The 16080-nt window shown below is 74.5% G+C and carries 14 protein-coding genes; 4 read left to right on the top strand and 10 right to left on the bottom strand.

Annotation, left to right across the window (positions count from 1 at the left end; translation table 11 throughout):
- Positions 1–127: 127 nt before the first annotated feature.
- From ACI79P_RS06370 to ACI79P_RS06360, 3 genes are read right to left on the bottom strand one after another with little or no spacing between them, the layout of a single operon-like run.
- Complete coding sequence (locus ACI79P_RS06370; RefSeq protein WP_456580183.1) at positions 128–1948, bottom strand: ABC-F family ATP-binding cassette domain-containing protein; 1821 nt, start codon at positions 1946–1948, stop codon at positions 128–130.
- 29 nt (positions 1949–1977) lie between these two features.
- On the bottom strand, positions 1978–3270 hold the full coding sequence (locus ACI79P_RS06365; RefSeq protein WP_456580182.1) for an MFS transporter: 1293 nt from the start codon (positions 3268–3270) through the stop codon (positions 1978–1980).
- Positions 3267–3866 carry a helix-turn-helix domain-containing protein gene (locus tag ACI79P_RS06360; RefSeq protein WP_456580181.1) on the bottom strand — a complete coding sequence of 200 codons (600 nt, stop codon included), beginning with the start codon at positions 3864–3866 and terminating at the stop codon, positions 3267–3269. Before ACI79P_RS06360 ends, ACI79P_RS06365 begins: the two co-directional genes overlap by 4 nt.
- Before the next feature lie 197 nt (positions 3867–4063).
- Here ACI79P_RS06360 and ACI79P_RS06355 point away from each other — a divergent pair, with 197 nt between their 5' ends.
- The 3 genes from ACI79P_RS06355 to ACI79P_RS06345 are packed head-to-tail and all read left to right on the top strand — an operon-like array spanning position 4064 to position 6478.
- Positions 4064–5077 carry a pirin family protein gene (locus ACI79P_RS06355; protein ID WP_456580180.1) on the top strand — a complete coding sequence of 338 codons (1014 nt, stop codon included), beginning with the start codon at positions 4064–4066 and terminating at the stop codon, positions 5075–5077.
- A gap of 10 nt (positions 5078–5087) precedes the next feature.
- Positions 5088–6056, top strand: a complete 969-nt coding sequence (locus ACI79P_RS06350; protein ID WP_456580179.1) for a pirin family protein — start codon at positions 5088–5090, stop codon at positions 6054–6056.
- Positions 6056–6478, top strand: a complete 423-nt coding sequence (locus ACI79P_RS06345) for a PPOX class F420-dependent oxidoreductase (RefSeq protein WP_456580178.1) — start codon at positions 6056–6058, stop codon at positions 6476–6478. The genes ACI79P_RS06350 and ACI79P_RS06345 overlap by 1 nt, the downstream gene beginning before the upstream one ends.
- A gap of 48 nt (positions 6479–6526) precedes the next feature.
- Here ACI79P_RS06345 and ACI79P_RS06340 read toward each other — a convergent pair whose 3' ends face one another.
- Positions 6527–7285: a VOC family protein gene (locus ACI79P_RS06340; protein WP_456580177.1), complete on the bottom strand. Its 759-nt coding sequence runs from the start codon at positions 7283–7285 to the stop codon at positions 6527–6529.
- 62 nt (positions 7286–7347) lie between these two features.
- On the bottom strand, positions 7348–9411 hold the full coding sequence (locus ACI79P_RS06335) for a TPM domain-containing protein (protein WP_456580176.1): 2064 nt from the start codon (positions 9409–9411) through the stop codon (positions 7348–7350).
- 120 nt (positions 9412–9531) lie between these two features.
- Between ACI79P_RS06335 and ACI79P_RS06330 the strand changes: the two genes are divergently transcribed.
- A complete protein-coding gene (locus tag ACI79P_RS06330; RefSeq protein ID WP_456580175.1) occupies positions 9532–9894 on the top strand; it encodes a Rieske (2Fe-2S) protein in 363 nt (120 codons plus the stop codon).
- Between the two features lie 77 nt (positions 9895–9971).
- On the opposite strand, the gene ACI79P_RS06325 is transcribed toward ACI79P_RS06330, so the two are convergent.
- The 5 genes from ACI79P_RS06325 to ACI79P_RS06305 all read right to left on the bottom strand — a co-directional run bounded on the left by ACI79P_RS06325 (position 9972) and on the right by ACI79P_RS06305 (position 15968).
- Positions 9972–11144 (bottom strand): ABC transporter ATP-binding protein, encoded by a 1173-nt coding sequence (locus ACI79P_RS06325; RefSeq protein ID WP_456580174.1) that lies wholly within the window; start codon positions 11142–11144, stop codon positions 9972–9974.
- Positions 11141–12181 carry an ABC transporter ATP-binding protein gene (locus ACI79P_RS06320; protein WP_456580173.1) on the bottom strand — a complete coding sequence of 347 codons (1041 nt, stop codon included), beginning with the start codon at positions 12179–12181 and terminating at the stop codon, positions 11141–11143. Before ACI79P_RS06320 ends, ACI79P_RS06325 begins: the two co-directional genes overlap by 4 nt.
- On the bottom strand, positions 12178–13119 hold the full coding sequence (locus tag ACI79P_RS06315; RefSeq protein WP_456580172.1) for an ABC transporter permease: 942 nt from the start codon (positions 13117–13119) through the stop codon (positions 12178–12180). The genes ACI79P_RS06320 and ACI79P_RS06315 overlap by 4 nt, the downstream gene beginning before the upstream one ends.
- Before the next feature lie 31 nt (positions 13120–13150).
- Positions 13151–14155: an ABC transporter permease gene (locus tag ACI79P_RS06310; protein ID WP_456580171.1), complete on the bottom strand. Its 1005-nt coding sequence runs from the start codon at positions 14153–14155 to the stop codon at positions 13151–13153.
- A gap of 103 nt (positions 14156–14258) precedes the next feature.
- Positions 14259–15968, bottom strand: a complete 1710-nt coding sequence (locus tag ACI79P_RS06305; protein ID WP_456580170.1) for an ABC transporter substrate-binding protein — start codon at positions 15966–15968, stop codon at positions 14259–14261.
- Positions 15969–16080: the final 112 nt, after the last annotated feature.

The raw sequence follows: 16080 nt of genomic DNA, 5'->3' as shown, positions 1-16080 counted from the left end.
CCCGCCCCCCCGGCCACGATCAGGTTCCCTGATCATCGAGCGTCCTCCCTCACCGTGCGCCGTGAGGGAGGACGCTCCGCCGTGAGGGAGGACGGCGGCCGGGCCCGCGAGGGAGGACGACGAGCGCTCAGCCCTCAGCGGTCTCCGCCGCGGCCAGCCACTCCTCCTCGACCTGCTCCTTCTCCGCCTGCAGCTCCTTCAGCCGGGCGTCGAGCTCGGCGGCCTTCGCGTAGTCGGTGGCCGCCGCCGCCAGCTGCTCGTGCAGCTTCTTCTCGTCGGCGTCCAGCTTGAGCATCCGCCGCTCCAGCTTGGCGGCCTCCTTCTTCGCCGCCCGCGCCTCGGCCGCCGACACGGCGGGGGCCGACGTCGAGGGCGCGCCCACCGGACGCGGACCGTCGTTCCCGGCCGCCGTGGTCAGCGGGGCGCCACCGGCCGCTCGGCGCCGCAGGTACTCCTCCACCCCGCCGGGGAGCTCGGCCAACGTGCCGTCGCCGAGCAGCGCGACCACCTTGTCGCACACGCGGTCGACGAAGTACCGGTCGTGGCTGACCACCAGCACCGTGCCCGGGAAGCTGTCGAGCAGGTCCTCCAGCGCGGTGAGGGTGTCGATGTCCAGGTCGTTGGTAGGCTCGTCGAGGATCAGCACGTTCGGCTCGGCCATGAGCAGGCGCAGCAGCTGCAGCCGCCGCCGCTCGCCGCCGGAGAGGTCGCCGACCGGGGTCCACTGCCGGTTGGCGAGGAAGCCGAAGCGCTCGGCCAGCGACGAGGCGGAGATCTCCTGGTTGCCGATGCGGGCGATCCGCGCGACCTCCTGCACCGCCTCCACCACCCGGAGCGCGCGCGGCAGCTCGGTGACGTGCTGCGACAGGTACGCCGGAGACACCGTCTGCCCGACGACGACGGATCCCGAGTCGGGCTGCGTCTCGCCCACGAGCAGCTTGAGCAGCGACGTCTTGCCCGCGCCGTTGACCCCGACGATGCCGATCCGGTCACCGGGGCCGACGTGCCACGTCAGGTCGCGGAACAGCGTCCGGGGGCCCTCGTCGGTGGGCACGGCGTAGTCGACGTCCTCCACGTCGTAGACGGTCCGGCCCAGGCGCCGGGCGGCGAAGCCCTTGAGCGCCATCGAGTCGCGGGCCGGCGGCTCGTCGGCGATCAGCGCCTGCGCGGCCTCGATGCGGAACCGGGGCTTGCTGGTGCGGGCCGGCGGGCCGCGGCGCAGCCAGGCCAGCTCCTTGCGCACCAGGTTCAGCCGCCGCTCCTCGGTGACCGAGGCGATCCGGGCGCGCTCGGCCCGGGCCAGCGTGTACGCGGAGTAACCGCCGTCGTAGGAGTGGACGTCGCCGTCGGCGACCTCCCACGTGGTGGTGCAGACCTCGTCGAGGAACCACCGGTCGTGGGTGACGACGACGAGGCCGCCGCTGCGCTGCTTCACGTACTCGGCGAGCCAGGCCACCCCCTCGACGTCGAGGTGGTTGGTGGGCTCGTCGAGCACGAGCAGGTCCAGCGGCCGGATGAGCTGGGCGGCCAGCGCGACGCGGCGACGCTCGCCCCCGGACATCGGCGCCACCGGCGCGTCCAGCCCGAGCCGGTCGAGCTCCAGGCCGGTGAGGACCGAGCGGACGGCGGGGTCGCCGGCCCACTCGTGCTCGGCGGCGAACATCGACGGGGGCAGCACGACGTCGCGCACCGTCGTCCCGGGCGGGAGGGTGCCGGACTGGTCGAGCACGCCCATCGCGAGGTCGCCGCGGCGGGTCACACGGCCCGAGTCCGGGTCGTCGGTGCCGGTGATCAGCGACAGGAGCGTGCTCTTGCCGCCGCCGTTGCGGCCGACGATCCCGATCCGCTCGCCGGCTGCGACGCCGAGCGAGACGTCCTCGAGGACGACGGTCGTGCCGTGGGCCTTGTGCACCCGCTCGAGGTTGACCAGGTTGAGGGGCGCGCTCATCGGCTGCTGCGGGGAGGAGTCATGGGCCCTCAGTATCCGACGGACGCCTCGTCCCGGACGACGGCGGCCCCGGCCGCGGTCGACCGGGGCAGCCGCAGGCAGCCCAGGGCGCCGAGCGCGACGACGCCGGCGACGACGAGGAACCCGGTCCCCGTGCTGGTGGCCGCGGCGAGCGGGGGCACGGTGAGGTTGCCGACGATCCCGCCGACGGCCAGCGACAGGGACATCGCCGAGACCGCGGTCGCCCGGTGCACGGCGTCGACACGGGTGTGCAGGACGGCGCTGAGCAGCGGCCAGACCGCGCCGTGCGAGAGGTAGTACAGGGCGAAGCCGGTGGCGGCCGGCGCGAGGGCGTCGGGCCCGGCGACCAGGGCGAGCGCCGAGCCCCCGAGGACGAACAGGACGACGCCGGCCGCCGCGGTGGAGCCGCGCAGCAACCGCCGCAGGTGCGGAGCGAGCACCGCCCCCACCGCCGCCCCGCCGAAGGAGATCGCCAGGACGACGCCGTACACCGCGGCGCCGTCGTCCCGGCCGCCGGTCAGCTCGGCGAACCGCACGGGGCCGAGCAGCTCGCACACGACCAGCCCCACGCCGCCGACGGCGGTCAGCAGCAGGACCAGCCGCATCGGCCCGTCGGTCACCGACAGCCGCACCGCGCCGGCCAGCGCGCGCGGCAGCGCCCGGGCGCCGGCCGCGAGAGCGCCCCCGAGGCTCCCCTCGCGTGGGGCACGGTGCTCGGTCAGCAGTCGCAGCACCGCGGCGACGTACACGATGTCCAGCACCGCCGCGCCGAGGTAGGGCAGCGCGAGCCCCTCGGCCCCGGAGCTCCCGAGCAGCGAGGGCAGGAAGCCGCCGACGACCGCGCCCACCGCGAGGCTGGCGCCGTCGGCGGCCGAGTGCTTCGCCAGGCCCGGGGCGACGTCGGCCTCCGGCTCCAGGCGGTGCACGGTGTCGACGTACCAGGCCTCGAGCGGGCCGGAGTCCAGCACGCGCCCCAGCCCGAGCGCGAGGACGCCGACCAGGAAGCCGGTGAACGTCGTCGCCGTCGCGATCAGCAGGCAGGAGGCCAGGTGCAGGAGGGCGCCGGCGACCACGACGGGACGGCGGCCGAAGACGTCGGCCAGCCCACCGGTGGGGAGCTCCAGTGCGACGACCACCACCCCGTGGACGGTGAACAGCAGGCCGATCTCGGCGAGCGTGAGGCCGCGCGCCTGGGCGAGCAGCACGGTGATCGGCGTGGTCAGCCCGACCGGCAGCCAGCGCAGCGCCGTCAGGCCGACCAGCCGCCGGGTCGCGGAGCGGACGGTGGCCGGGCCGGTCACGACGGCCACTCGGGGACCGGGAGCACGTCGAGCAGGACGCACACCTGCTCACCGCCCTCGGCGGGCGCGCCGGCCGGGTGGGCCTCGACCCAGCGGGCCAGCGTGGCGGCCAGCTCCTCGCTGAGCGCGCGGGCCTGCTCGGGCGTGAGCCGCAGGGCGTAGTCGTTCAGCGAGGCGGCGTCGGCCCAGGCAGGGTCGAGCCGCTCCCGCTGCGCGTACCAGGCGTCGACCACCGCCGCCTGCCGGTCCACCTGCAGCCGGGTCATCTCCTCCTGCACCTCCGCACCCCCCTCCTGGGCGAGGAGGTCGGCGGCGCGCCAGCTGGTCATCCGGTGACGGGCCCGCCACCAGCGCTCGCGGCCGGTCCCCCGGTCCTCGACCTCCTCGACGAACCCGTGGGCGGCGAGCTGCCGCAGGTGGTAGCTGGTCGACCCGCTGCTCTCCCCCACCGCTCGCGCCAGCCCGCTGGCCGTCGCGGGGCCCTGCAGGCGCAGCAGGCCGAGCAGGCGGTTGCGCAGGGGGTGGGCGAGCGCGCGCAGGGCCCGGACGTCGGTCACGCGGACGGCCGGCTCGAGCGGGCCGGGAGGCGGGGTCACGGCTGCAGCGTAGGAATGCCAAGGCTTCTTTGCAAAGCTTTCCTTGCATCCCGCTCGCCGACGAGATCTGCACACCGGCCCGCATCGGCCGCCGCCGAGGGGCCACTGCGCAGCTCTCGCCTGCCGGAAGGGGAAGACAACGGGCGCATGCGGGGTTAGGCTCGCCACTAGTTGAGCCCTCAATCAAGGAGGCCGGCATGCCCGCCGTGACCGTCGAGGACAGCACCACCCTGCCGCGGGTCCCGCTGCCCGCCCCGCGCACGGTGCGCCGCCGCACCCGGTCGGTGACGACGGCGCCGTCGGGCTTCGAAGGCGAGGGCTTCCCCGTGCGCCGGGCCTTCGCCGGGGTCGACCTGAGGGCGCTCGACCCGTTCCTGCACATGGATCAGATGGGCGAGGTCGAGTACGCGCCCGGCGAGCCCAAGGGCACCAGCTGGCACCCGCACCGCGGCTTCGAGACGGTCACCTACCTCATCGACGGGACCTTCGAGCACGCCGACTCCCACGGCGGTGGCGGCACGATCAGCAACGGCGACACCCAGTGGATGACGGCCGGCGGAGGCGTCCTGCACATCGAGCGCCCGCCGGAGCACCTCGTGACGAGCGGCGGCCTCTTCCACGGGCTCCAGCTCTGGGTCAACCTGCCCAAGGCGCAGAAGTGGGTCGAGCCGCGCTACCAGGACCTGCGGGCCAAGGAGTCGGTGCTGCTGGCCAGCGCGGACGCCGGCGCCCTGCTGCGGGTCATCGCCGGCGAGGTCGGCGGCCACACCGGCCCGGGTTCGACGTACACGCCGATGGCGATGGTGCACGCCACGATCGCCCCCGGCGCGACCATGGACCTGCCCTGGCGGCCGGACTTCAACGCCCTCGTCTACGTCCTCTCCGGCGCCGGCTCGGTCGGCATCGACGGTGCTCCGGTGCGGACCGGCCAGCTCGCGGTGCTGGGCCCTGGCGACACCGTCACCGTGCGCGGTGCGGTGCACCAGGAGTCGCGCACCCCGGCGCTCGACGTCGTCGTCCTGGGCGGCCGGCCGATCAACGAGCCGATCGCCATGTACGGGCCGTTCGTCATGAACACGGCGGACGAGGTCAGGGACGCGTTCGCCGACTACTCCGCCGGCCGGCTGGGGTCCATCCCGGCGCAGCGCGTCGAGGGACCGGTTCCCCACGGCGACGTCCGGGGCGAGACTGCAGGCGACGCCGAGCGGTAGGAGCCGCGCCATGAGCAACCTCGAACCGCGCCCACCCGCCCACGGCCTGGGCGGGCTGGCGGGGACCACCGCCGGCCCGGCCCTGGACCTGCTGCCGGGCAGGGAGGTCGTGCTCGGCGAGAGCACCCGCGTGCGCCGGCTGCTGCCGACGCTCGGCCGCCGGATGGTCGGCGCCTGGGTCTTCGTCGACCACTACGGCCCCGACGACGTCACCTCCACGCCGGGCATGCAGGTGCCGCCACACCCGCACACGGGGCTGCAGACGGTGTCGTGGCTGCTCGACGGCGAGGTGCACCACCGCGACTCGCTCGGCAGCGACGTCCGGTTCCGCCCCGGCGAGCTGGCGCTGATGACGGCGGGGCACGGCATCGCCCACTCCGAGCAGTCGCCGGCCACCCACCCGCGGTTCCTGCACGGTGCTCAGCTGTGGGTGGCGCTGCCCGAGGGCGACCGCGACGTCGCCCCGCACTTCGAGCACCACGCGGCGCTGCCGGGTTTCAGCTCCGACGGGCTGACCGCGACCGTGCTCATGGGCTCCTTCGGCGGCGTCACCTCGCCGGGGCGCGCGTACACCCCCCTGGTCGGCGTCGACCTGGACCTCGCCGCCGGCGCCGACGTCGAGGTCCCGCTGGAGCCGGAGTTCGAGTACGGGCTGCTCACCGCCTCGGGGTCGGTGTCGGTCGACGACGTCCCGCTCGAGCCCGGCGCGATGCTCTACCTCGGCACCGGCCGGCGGAGCCTGCGGGTGCGGGCGGGTGCGGCGTCCCGGTTGCTGCTGCTCGGCGGCGAGCCGTTCGAGGAGCGCCTGGTGATGTGGTGGAACTTCGTCGGCCGGTCGGGCGAGGAGATCGCCGCGTACGCCGAGCAGTGGAACGCGGAGTCCCGGCGCTTCGGCACGGTCGTCGGCTACGACGGCGACCGCCTCGAGGCCCCACCGCTGCCACCGGTCCCGCTCCTCGCGCGCGGACGGGTCCGGTGATGGCCGCCGACCCGCGGCTGCTGCAGTTCGTCGCCGAGCAGCGATGGGGCGTGCTCGCGACGATCAAGCGCGACGGCCGGCCGCAGCTCTCCAACGTCGGCTACGCCTGGGACGACGGCCTGATCCGCGTCTCGGTGACCGCCGACCGCGCCAAGACCCGCAACCTGCAGCGCGACCCGCGGGTCACCCTGCACGTGGCGTCGAAGGACTTCTGGACCTGGGTCGCCGTCGAGGGCACCGCCGACCTCACCCCGGTCGCGCAGGACCCGCACGACGCCGCCGTCGAGGAGCTGATCGCCTACTACCGCGGGATCTCGGGCGAGCACGAGAACTGGGACGAGTACCGGGCGGCGATGGTCGCCGACCGGCGACTGGTCGTCCGGTTCCGCCCGGAGCACGCGTACGGCCAGCTTCCGGGCTGACCCCGGCGTCGCCGGTGCGCCCCGTTCGCACCGGCTACCGGGTGCGCGTCACCCGGCCGGGACCTCCATCACCGAGAACGGCGCCCCCCACGGGTCGGCGACGACCGCGAACCGGCCGTACTCGGTGTCCTCGGCCGGCAGCAGCACCTTCCCCCCGGCGGCGGTCACCGCGGCGACCGCGTCGTCGGTGGAGGCCACCGCGAAGCAGCTCGCCCAGCCCTTCGGCGCCCCGGGCACGACGCCGCCCAGCCCGCCGAGCGGATCGCCGTCGGTGGCGAAGGTCGTGTAGCCCTCTGCGGCCGGGACCTCCTCGAACCGGAACCCGAAGACCGCGGTGTAGAACTCCCGAGCCGCAGCCGGGTCGTCCGCCGCCAGCTCGTTCCAGACCAGCGAGCCGGGCTCGTTGTACCGCTGCACGCCGGTGTGCGAACCGGACTGCCAGAGGCCGAACGGGTTCCCCTGCGGGTCGAGCGCGACGACCATCGTGCCCATCGGCCCGACCTCCATCGGCTCCACCAGCACCGTCCCGCCCGCCTCCCGGATGCGGGCGACGGCGGCGGCCGCGTCGTCGGTCGAGAAGTAGGTGGTCCAGCGGGGCGGGTCGTCCGGGTCCATCTGCGGGCCGAGCCCGGCCACCTGCCGCCCGTCCTTGTGCGCGTTCAGGTAGCCGCCGAACTCCGGCTCGCCGCCGGTGTACTCCCAGTCGAGCAGGCCGGCGTAGAACGTCTTCGCCGCCTCCAGGTCGGCGGCTCCGTAGTCGATCCAGCAGGGCGTTCCGGGCGGCCAGGGGGTCTCACGGGTGGGCATGGGTGCCTCCTCCTGTTGTGGGGGAGGTCACGATCCCACCGGGCACCGACAGTTCGGCGGGATCAGAACGTCCCGCCGCCGCTGCGGCCGCCGCCGCCGAACGAGCCGCCGCCGCCGAGGCCCCCGCCGCCGAAACCACCGCCGCCGCCCCGGCCGCCGAAGCCACCACCGAAACCGCCGCCGAAGCCACCCGAGCGGCCGCCGAACCCGCGGCCGCCCCCCAGCAGGATGCCGCCGAGGACCAGGCTGCCGAGGTCGACCCCGCCGCGGCGGTAGCCCCCGCCGTAGCCACCGAAGCCGCCCGGGCCGCCGGGCCCGTACCCGGAGCGCCACCGGTCGACGTCGTCCTGCGCGAGGTCCAGCGCGTGCTGGGCGAGCAGCCCGGCCTGGTGCGCCTCCCGGAGCGCGCTCACCGGGTCGGTGCGCCCCAGCTCGACGGCGGCCTCGAGGTGCCGCTGCGCCTCCGCCAGCCGGGTGCGCGCCTCCGGCCCCACCGCCCCGCGCCGGGTGTCGACGAAGTCGGCGGCGGCGCCCACGGCCGAGCGGGCGGTGAGCAGCGCCTGGTCCAGGGCGGCCGCGGCCCGGCGCGCCTGGGTCTGGGCGTCACGGGCGGCCGACAGCGCCTCCTCCAGCGCGGCGTCGGCGTCCTCCAGCTGGCGTAGCGCAGCCAGCGGATCGCCCGGGGAGCCGTCGGCCGGCCGCAGCGCGGCGTCCGCCGCCGCCAGCGCGGCCTCGGCGCGGGCGATCTGCGGTGGCAGGCCGCTGCGGTCGCCCCCGGCCACCAGCGACCGGGCCTCGGCGAGGTCCTTCTCCGTCTCCGCGCGCGCCGCACCCACCCGGTCGGCGGCCGCGGCGAGGTCGGCGGCCAGCCGGCCGACGGCGTCCAGCAGCGTGCCCGTCTGCGCCACCGCGTCCTCCGCGGCGCGGATGTCGCCCACCGCCTCCCCGCTGCGGCCGGCGGCGAGCGCCTCCCGGGCCTCCCGCACCTCGTCGTCGGCGGCGTCGAGCCGCGCGGCGGCCTCGGCCACGTTGTCGGCGACGGCGGTCACGGCCCCGCCGGAGTACCGCTGCCGGAGCCCCGCCAGCCGCTGCTCCTCCTGCGGCAGGCGCGCCCGCAGCGCCGCGATGCGCGGCTCGAGCCCGGCGAGCACCTCCGGGGCCGTGCGCTCCAGGTCGCGCAGCTCCTGGAACGCCGCGCTCTGCTCGTCGAGGCGGCCGCCGGCGGCGCCGGTGAGCGCCAGGATCTCGGCCAGCATGCGGCGCCTGGTCGGCTCGTCCTCGACGACGTCGTCGTCCAGCTCCTGCCGCAGCGCGAAGGCGCGGCCGAGGTCGGCCTTCGACCGCGCCAGCGCCGCGTCGAAACCGGCGACCGCCTCCTCGCCGTACTGCGACCGCGCGAAGTCCAGGTCGAGCTGCGAGGTCTTCATCGCCTCGTCGAGCGAGAGCAGCGACTCGCTGGCGCGGCCCTGCAGCTCGTCGGTGGGCACGCCCTCGTACGGATCGGGCTCGGCCCGTCGGCGGCGCGGCGGCAGCGCTCCGCCACCGCTGCGGCGGGACCGGGCGAGCAGGTAGACGCCGCCCCCGACCACCGCGATGCCGCCGAGCACCAGCAGCGCGCCGCCGCCACCGGAGCCGTCGTCGGCGGCCACCGCCGGCTCCTCGCTCGCCGCCGTCCCGCCGTCGCGCAGCAGGTCGGCGAAGGCGGCCACGCCGCCGGCCCAGTCCCCCTCGGCGAGCTCCGGGGCGACCTGCTCGTCGGTCAGCTCGTCGAAGGCGTCGCCGGTGACCGGGAAGTCTGCCGGCCGCACGGTGCCGTACCGCTCGTCGTCCACCGCGACGGCGAGGAGCGCATCCTGCTCGCCCAACTGGCTGAGCTCGGCCGTGGCCTGGGCCCACTCCCCCTGGTCGGCGCCGTCGAAGCTGGACACGAAGACCACGTACAGCTCCGTGCCGGTGTCCGCGCGCAGGTCGTCGAGCACGTCCTGGACCTGCGCGGTGCCGCCGCCGAGCGCACCGACCTGGTCGGTCACCTGGTCCGTGAGCCGGAACGGGGGGACCGCCCACGCGGGGCCGCCGCCGAGCACGAGGACGGCGAGCACCGCCAGGACCACGCACAGCCGGCGCACGGGTACCTCCTGGAGCGGCGGACGTCGGTCGGCAGAACCCTACCGACGGCGGAGGGGTCCGGCCCGGCCGCGGTGGGTAGGGCGGTCGCGCCGCCGAACGCCGTCCGCGAGGAGACCCGCGTGCCCGAGCCCGACTCGATCCCCGCCGCCGACCTGCCGCCGCGGGCGGTCCGCCGCGTCGGCGGCTGGGCCGTGGGCAACCGGGGGGACGACCGGTACTTCGCCGTCTCCCGCCGGTGCCGCCACCAGCTTGCCGACCTCGCCGAGGGCAGCGTGGACGCCGACGGGTGCCTGGTCTGCCCGTGGCACCAGAGCCGGTACGACGTGCGCACCGGGGAGATGGTCGACGGGCCCCGGGGGTTCCTGGGCTACCACGGGCCGACGCCCGGCTACAGCGGCCTGGTCCGGCTGCTGGGCAGCATCGCCCGGCTACGCGTCCGCCGGGCGGTCCGCCGCGGCGACGACGTCGTCCTGACCGACTGAGGCATAGGAAGCTCTACCTGCGTCCCCGGGCCCGGAGACGCATGCCTGGCTTCCTGTGCCCCCGAGGGGCGACGCGGTCAGCCCTGCTCCTGCCGCGGCAGGGGCTCGTCGCGACCGAGGAACGGGGTCGGGTCGTCGTCCCTGGTGCGCCCGCCCGTGTCCGGCCCGGTGGCCGCACCCGCGTGCAGCACCTCCTCGGGGGGCCGCGGCCGCAGCACGCCGTCGCGGATCTCCTCGGCCCAGTGGCAGCTGACCAGCCGTCCCGGGCCCAGCTCCCGGAGCACCGGCACCTCGTCGTCGCAGCGCGTCTCCTGCCGCCAGGGGCAGCGGGTGTGGAACCGGCAGCCGCTCGGCGGGTCGGCCGGCGAGGGCAGGTCGCCGGCCAGCAGGATCCGCTCCCGCTGCTCCTCGATCTCCGGGTCGGGCACGGGGACGGCGCTCATCAACGCCCGGGTGTAGGGGTGCAGCGGCTGCTCGTAGAGGTCGTCGGCCGGCGCCTGCTCCACGAGCGAGCCCAGGTACATGACGCCGACGACGTCGCTGATGTGCCGGACGACGGCGAGGTCGTGCGCGATGACCAGGTAGGTGAGCCCCAGCCGCTCCTGCAGCTCCTCGAGCAGGTTGAGCACCTGGGCCTGCACCGAGACGTCGAGCGCGGAGACCGGCTCGTCGGCGATCAGCAGGTCCGGCTCCAGGGCGACGGCGCGGGCGATGCCGATGCGCTGCCGCTGGCCGCCGGAGAACTCGTGCGGGTACCGGCGCAGCGCCGCCGAGGGGAGCCCGACGGCGTCCAGCAGGCCGCGGATCTTCTCCGCGATCCCGGCCTTGCCCCCGGCGAGCCCGTGGGCGTGGAGCGGCTCGGAGAGCAACGACTCCACGTTCTGCCGCGGGTCCAGGCTGCCGAGCGGGTCCTGGAATACCATCTGCATCCGCTGGCGCATCCGGCGGAGCGGCTCGCCGGTGAGCGCGGCGACGTCGGTGCCGTCGAACAGCACCCGGCCGGAGGTCGGCTCCTCCAGCCGCAGGATGGCGCGGCCCAGCGTCGACTTGCCGCAGCCGGACTCTCCCACCAGCCCGTAGGTGGCGCCGCGCTGCACGGTGAGCGAGACGCCGTCCACGGCCTGGACGTGGCCGACCGTGCGGTCGAAGAAGAGCCCCTTCCGGATCGGGAAGTGGACCTTGAGGTCCTCCACCCGGAGGAGGTCGTCCTGGCCGGTGGCCGGGGTGCCGGCGGTCGGGGCGGCGGTCATCGGGCGGCTCCGGAGGCGGTGGCGCCCGACGGCGCGGACGGGTGCTCGATCGGGTGGCGGCAGCGCAGCTCCCGGCCCGGGCCGTCCGGCACCAGCGGCACCGTGCTGCCCGACACCTCGGTGAGGCAGTCGTCCTGGGCGTTGTCGCAGCGCGGCGCGAAGGCGCACCCCTCCGACCACGGGATCGCGTCACGGGCCGAGCCGCGGATGGGCGTGAGCGGCGCGCCGCGGGCGGAGTCCAGCCGGGGAACCGACGCCAGCAGCCCGCCGGTGTAGGGCTGGCGGGGGCGGGCGAACAGGTCCCGCCGGTCCGCGGTCTCGATGATCTTCCCGGCGTACATGACGTGCACCCGGTCGCAGAGCCCGGCGACGACGCCGAGGTCGTGCGTGATCATCACCAGCGCCGTCCCCGAGTCGACGACGAGCTCGCGCAGCAGTTCGAGGATCTGCGCCTGGATGGTGACGTCGAGCGCCGTCGTCGGCTCGTCGGCGATGAGCAGCCGCGGCGCGCAGGCCAGCGCCATCGCGATCAGCGCCCGCTGCCGCATCCCGCCGGAGAGCTGGTGGGGGTACTCCTTGAGCCGGCGTCCGGGGTCGGGGATGCCGACCCGGTCGAGCAGCCGGACCGCCTCGTCCCTGGCCTCGGCCTTGCTCATGTCGCGGTGCTCCAGCAGCACCTCGGTGACCTGCGTGCCGATCGGCACGGTCGGGTTCAGCGAGGAGAGCGGGTCCTGGAAGACCATGCCCATGTCGGCGCCGCGCAGCCCGCGGAGCACGTGGTCGGGGGCGTCGACGAGGTCGTTCCCGTCGAAGCGGACCGAGCCGGTCACCTCGACCCCGCGCCGGGGCAGCAGGCCCATGATCGCCAGCGAGGTCACCGACTTGCCGCAGCCGGACTCCCCCACCAGGCCGATCGTCTCCCCGGGCGCCACCGAGAAGCTGACGCCGTCGACGGCGAGCGTCGCCTGCTCGCCGCGGCGGGTGAACCGGACGGCGAGGTCCTCCACCTCGAGCACCGGTGCCTGCAGGGGGCTCACCTCCGGAACTTCGGGTCGAGGGCCTCGCGCAGCCGCTCCCCGAGCAGCGTGAAGCCGAGCGCGACGACGATGATGCACAGCGCCGGCCAGACCGCGAGCGCCGGGCGGATGGACAGGAAGTCCTGGGCGTTGGCCAGCATGGCGCCCCACTCGGGGCGGGCGATGTCGGGATCACCCAGGCCGAGGTAGGACAGCGCCGCCGCCTCGATGATCGCCGTCGCCAGGGACAGGGTCGCCTGGACGATGACGGGCGAGAGGGAGTTGGGCAGCACGTGCCCGAACACGATCCGGCTCTTCTTCACGCCCAGCGCCCGCGCCGCGAGGGCGTAGTCGCTGCCGCGCTGGGCGAGCATCGAGCCGCGCAGCAGCCGGGCGAAGATCGGCACCTGGACGACCGCGATGGCGATCATCAGCGCGTACTGGTTCTGCCCCAGCAGCACCGAGATGGTGATCGCCATGAGCAGGCCCGGGATGGACAGGAGGATGTCGACGAAGCGCATGACCGCGGTGTCGACCCAGCCGCCGAAGGCGCCGGCCAGCACGCCCAGGGCCATCCCGGCCACCAGGCCGAGCACGGTGGACACCACACCGATCATCAGCGACTGCCGCGAGCCGTAGATCAGGCGGGAGAGCAGGTCGCGGCCGAGGTTGTCCACGCCGAGGGGGAAGCCCTCCTGCGACCCGGGGATGGTGCCGGGACGGATCTCCGACAGCAGGTACTGGGTGACCGGGTCCTTCGGCGCCAGCAGCGGGGCGAACGCCGCCACGAGGATGAAGACCAGCACGATGACCGCGCCGGTGATCGCCACCGGGTCGCGGCGCAGCCGGCGGAAGGCGCTCCGGGTCAGCGACAGCCCGGCGTCGCCCTCGGGCAGCTGACCGGCCCGGGCCGCGAGGGCGTCGATGCGCTGGCGCTTGTAGTCCCCGAGCGCCGTCACCGCTCCGCCCCCCGGTCCGGATCCGCGAGCGTCATCGGACCCTCACCCTCGGGTCGAGCAAGCCGTAGGAGATGTCGACCAGCAGGTTCACCAGCACGTACACGATCGCCAGCATGAGGATGAAACCCTGCAGCACCGCGAAGTCCCGGAGCCTGATCGCGTCGTACAGCGTCGAGCCGACCCCGCCGAACGCGAAGACCGTCTCGGTGAGCACGGCCCCGGACAGCAGCAGGCCCGTCTGCAGGCCGATGGTCGTCGAGACGGGCAGCAGCGCGTTGCGGACGATGTGCCGGCGGCGCACCGTCGCCATCGCCAGCCCCTTGGCGTTCGCCGTCCGCACGTAGTCCTCGTTGACCACGTCGAGCACCGAGGCCCGGGTGATCCGGACGATGATCGCCAGCGGGATCGTGCCCAGGGCGATGGCCGGCAGCACCAGGTGCATCAGGGCGTCCCAGGCGGCGTCCCACTCGCGGGTGAGCAGTCCGTCCAGGACGTAGAAGTTGGTGATCCGCGTGGCGTCGATGCGCACGTCCTGGCGCCCCGACCCGGGCAGCCAGCCCAGCTCGACGGCGAACAGCAGCCGGAGCAGGTAGGCGAGGAAGAAGACCGGGATCGCGACGCCGATGAGCGAGCCCACCACGGAGGCGGAGTCGAAGAACGTGCCGTGCCGGCGCGCGGCCAGGTAGCCCAGCGGGATGCCGACGCCGATGGCGAAGACCATCGCCAGGAGGGTCAGCTCGATGGTGCCGGGGAACCGCTCGAGGAAGACGTCGGTGACCGGCCGCCCGTACTGGGTGGAGTTGCCGAAGTCGAGCTGGACGGCGCGGCCCAGGAAGCGGAAGTACTGGACGTAGAGCGGCTCGTCCAGGCCGAACAGCTCGTTGTACTGGGCGATGGCCTCGGGCGTGGCGCGTTCACCGAGGGCCGCCTGGGCGGGCCCTCCCGGCAGCGCGCGCAGCCAGGCGAAGAGCAGGACGGAGAGCCCCAGCAGGATCGGGATCAGCTGGAGGAGCCGCCGGACGATGAAGCGGAGCACGTGCTCGGACCAGCCTTTCCGGAGAGCGCTGTCCTGTACCGGACCGTCGACCGCGCCGGCGGTGGCGTCGCTGCCACCGCCGGCGCGGTCGAGGTGGGACGGGCTACTCCTCCAGGGAGACCGTCGAGAAGTCCTCGGCGGTCAGCGGGCTCGGCTCCAGCCCCTGGACGTTGTCGGCCACGACGAGCGCCGGCGGGGAGTGCGAGATCGGGACCGCCGGGAGGTACTCCTTGATCAGGCGGTTCGCCTCCTGGTACAGCTCGGTCCGGTTCGCCGGGTCGGGCTCGGCGTCGGCCTCGGCCAGCGCCTGGAAGATCTCCGGGGCGCTGAACGCGCCGAACTCCGCGGACGCCTGGTTGTTCTGGTCCTCGGCGAAGAAGGTGCCGATGAAGTTGTAGGCGTCGTTGTAGTCACCGGTCCAGCCGAGCAGGTGGATGTCGGCCTGCCCCGCCTGCACCGCCTGCAGGTAGTCCGGGTTCCACTGCAGCGCGACCGGCTCGATGTTCAGGCCGACCTCGCGCAGGTCCTCGGCGATCACCTGGAACATCGCGGCCGGGTCCGGCAGGTACGGCCGGCTGACGTCGGTCGGGTAGTAGAACCGCAGCGTGGTGCCGGTGGCACCGGCCTCCTCCAGCAGCTGGCGGGCCCGCTCCGGGTCGTACTCGTAGGTCGGCACGTCCTCGGCCCAGCCGTCGACCGTCGGCGGCATGAAGTTCGTCGCCACCTCGGCGCCCTCGGGGAGCAGCGAGTTCACGATGGTCTCGCGGTCGATCGCGTGCGCGATGGCCTGCCGGACGCGCGGGTCCTGCAGCGCGGGGTTGGCCTGCGTGCCCTCGACGTTCCCGCCGTTGAAGCCCAGGTACAGGATGTTGAACGGGTCGCGGACGAGGACCTGGAAGCCCTCGCTCTCGAGGGTGTCGTAGTCGGCGGGCGAGACGAAGTCGTAGCCGTCGATCGTGCCGGCCTGCAGCTCCTGCCGGCGGGTGTTCCCCTCGGGGATGGTGCGGAAGATGATCTGGTCGAGCAGGGCCGGCTCGCCCCAGTAGTCCTCGTTGCGGACGATGGTGACCTCACCGTTGCCGCGGTCCCAGCTGTCGAACTTGAAGGGGCCCGTGCCGGTCGGGTGCTCGAGGGCGTACTCGGTGTAGGTGATCGCGTCCTCGGAGCCCGACAGGTTGTCGGCGTCGTACTCCTGCAGGGCCGTCGGGCTCTGGATGGAGAACGCCGGCAGCGACAGCGCGGCGGGGATCTTGCTGGTCACCTGGTTGAACGTGATGACCGCGGTGTTCTCGTCGACGGCCTCGCAGCCCTCGTAGATGCCGGGGTTGTCGCTGTTGGCGAAGCCGCCGAACACGGCCTGGTAGTAGTACGAGGCGCTCGGGCTCTGGGCCAGGCCCTCGAAGTTGTGCCAGCGGTCGAAGTTGAAGCACACCGCCTCGGCGTTGAAGTCCGTGCCGTCGTGGAACTGCACGCCCTCACGCAGGTTGAAGGTGTACTCCAGGCCGTCCTCGCTGACCTCCCAGTCCTCGGCCAGGGCAGGGACCAGCTCGGTCGTGCCCGGCTCGTTGGTGAGCAGCCCCTCGTGGACCTGGCGGGCGATCCGGAACGTCTCGCCGTCGCTGGCGAACGCCGGGTCGAACATGGCGGGGTCGCCGGCGGCGCCGAAGACCAGCGTGCCGCCGGACTGCGCTTCGCCCCCCTCGCCGCCGCCCTCGCCGGAGTCCCGGTCGCTGGAGGCGCAGGCCGAGAGTGTGACTGCGGTGAGCGCCGCCGCGGATGCGGCGAGCGCTCGGCTGGTACGACGACGTGTCATCGCGGAAGACCTGCCTCCTCGGCCACGGCGGGCCGGACGAGTTCCGGACGTGGAGCCTGCCGACGCGAAGGCGTCCGCGGGCGCCTGTGGACCCTAGGCGGCGCCCGTCGCT

The organism is Blastococcus sp. SYSU DS0510 (genome assembly GCF_054050835.1).
Note: the sequence above shows the minus strand (reverse complement) of the source record. Positions and strands in the feature narration are given on the sequence as shown.

What these genes read in the sequence shown, in the direction of transcription:
- ACI79P_RS06370 (WP_456580183.1), bottom strand. Translation starts at nt 1,948, where the DNA reads ATGAGCGCGCCCCTCAACCTGGTCAACCTCGAGCGGGTGCACAAGGCC.
- ACI79P_RS06355 (WP_456580180.1), top strand. Translation starts at nt 4,064, where the DNA reads ATGCCCGCCGTGACCGTCGAGGACAGCACCACCCTGCCGCGGGTCCCG.
- ACI79P_RS06350 (WP_456580179.1), top strand. Translation starts at nt 5,088, where the DNA reads ATGAGCAACCTCGAACCGCGCCCACCCGCCCACGGCCTGGGCGGGCTG.
- ACI79P_RS06345 (WP_456580178.1), top strand. Translation starts at nt 6,056, where the DNA reads ATGGCCGCCGACCCGCGGCTGCTGCAGTTCGTCGCCGAGCAGCGATGG.
- ACI79P_RS06340 (WP_456580177.1), bottom strand. Translation starts at nt 7,285, where the DNA reads ATGCCCACCCGTGAGACCCCCTGGCCGCCCGGAACGCCCTGCTGGATC.
- ACI79P_RS06325 (WP_456580174.1), bottom strand. Translation starts at nt 11,144, where the DNA reads ATGACCGCCGCCCCGACCGCCGGCACCCCGGCCACCGGCCAGGACGAC.
- ACI79P_RS06305 (WP_456580170.1), bottom strand. Translation starts at nt 15,968, where the DNA reads ATGACACGTCGTCGTACCAGCCGAGCGCTCGCCGCATCCGCGGCGGCG.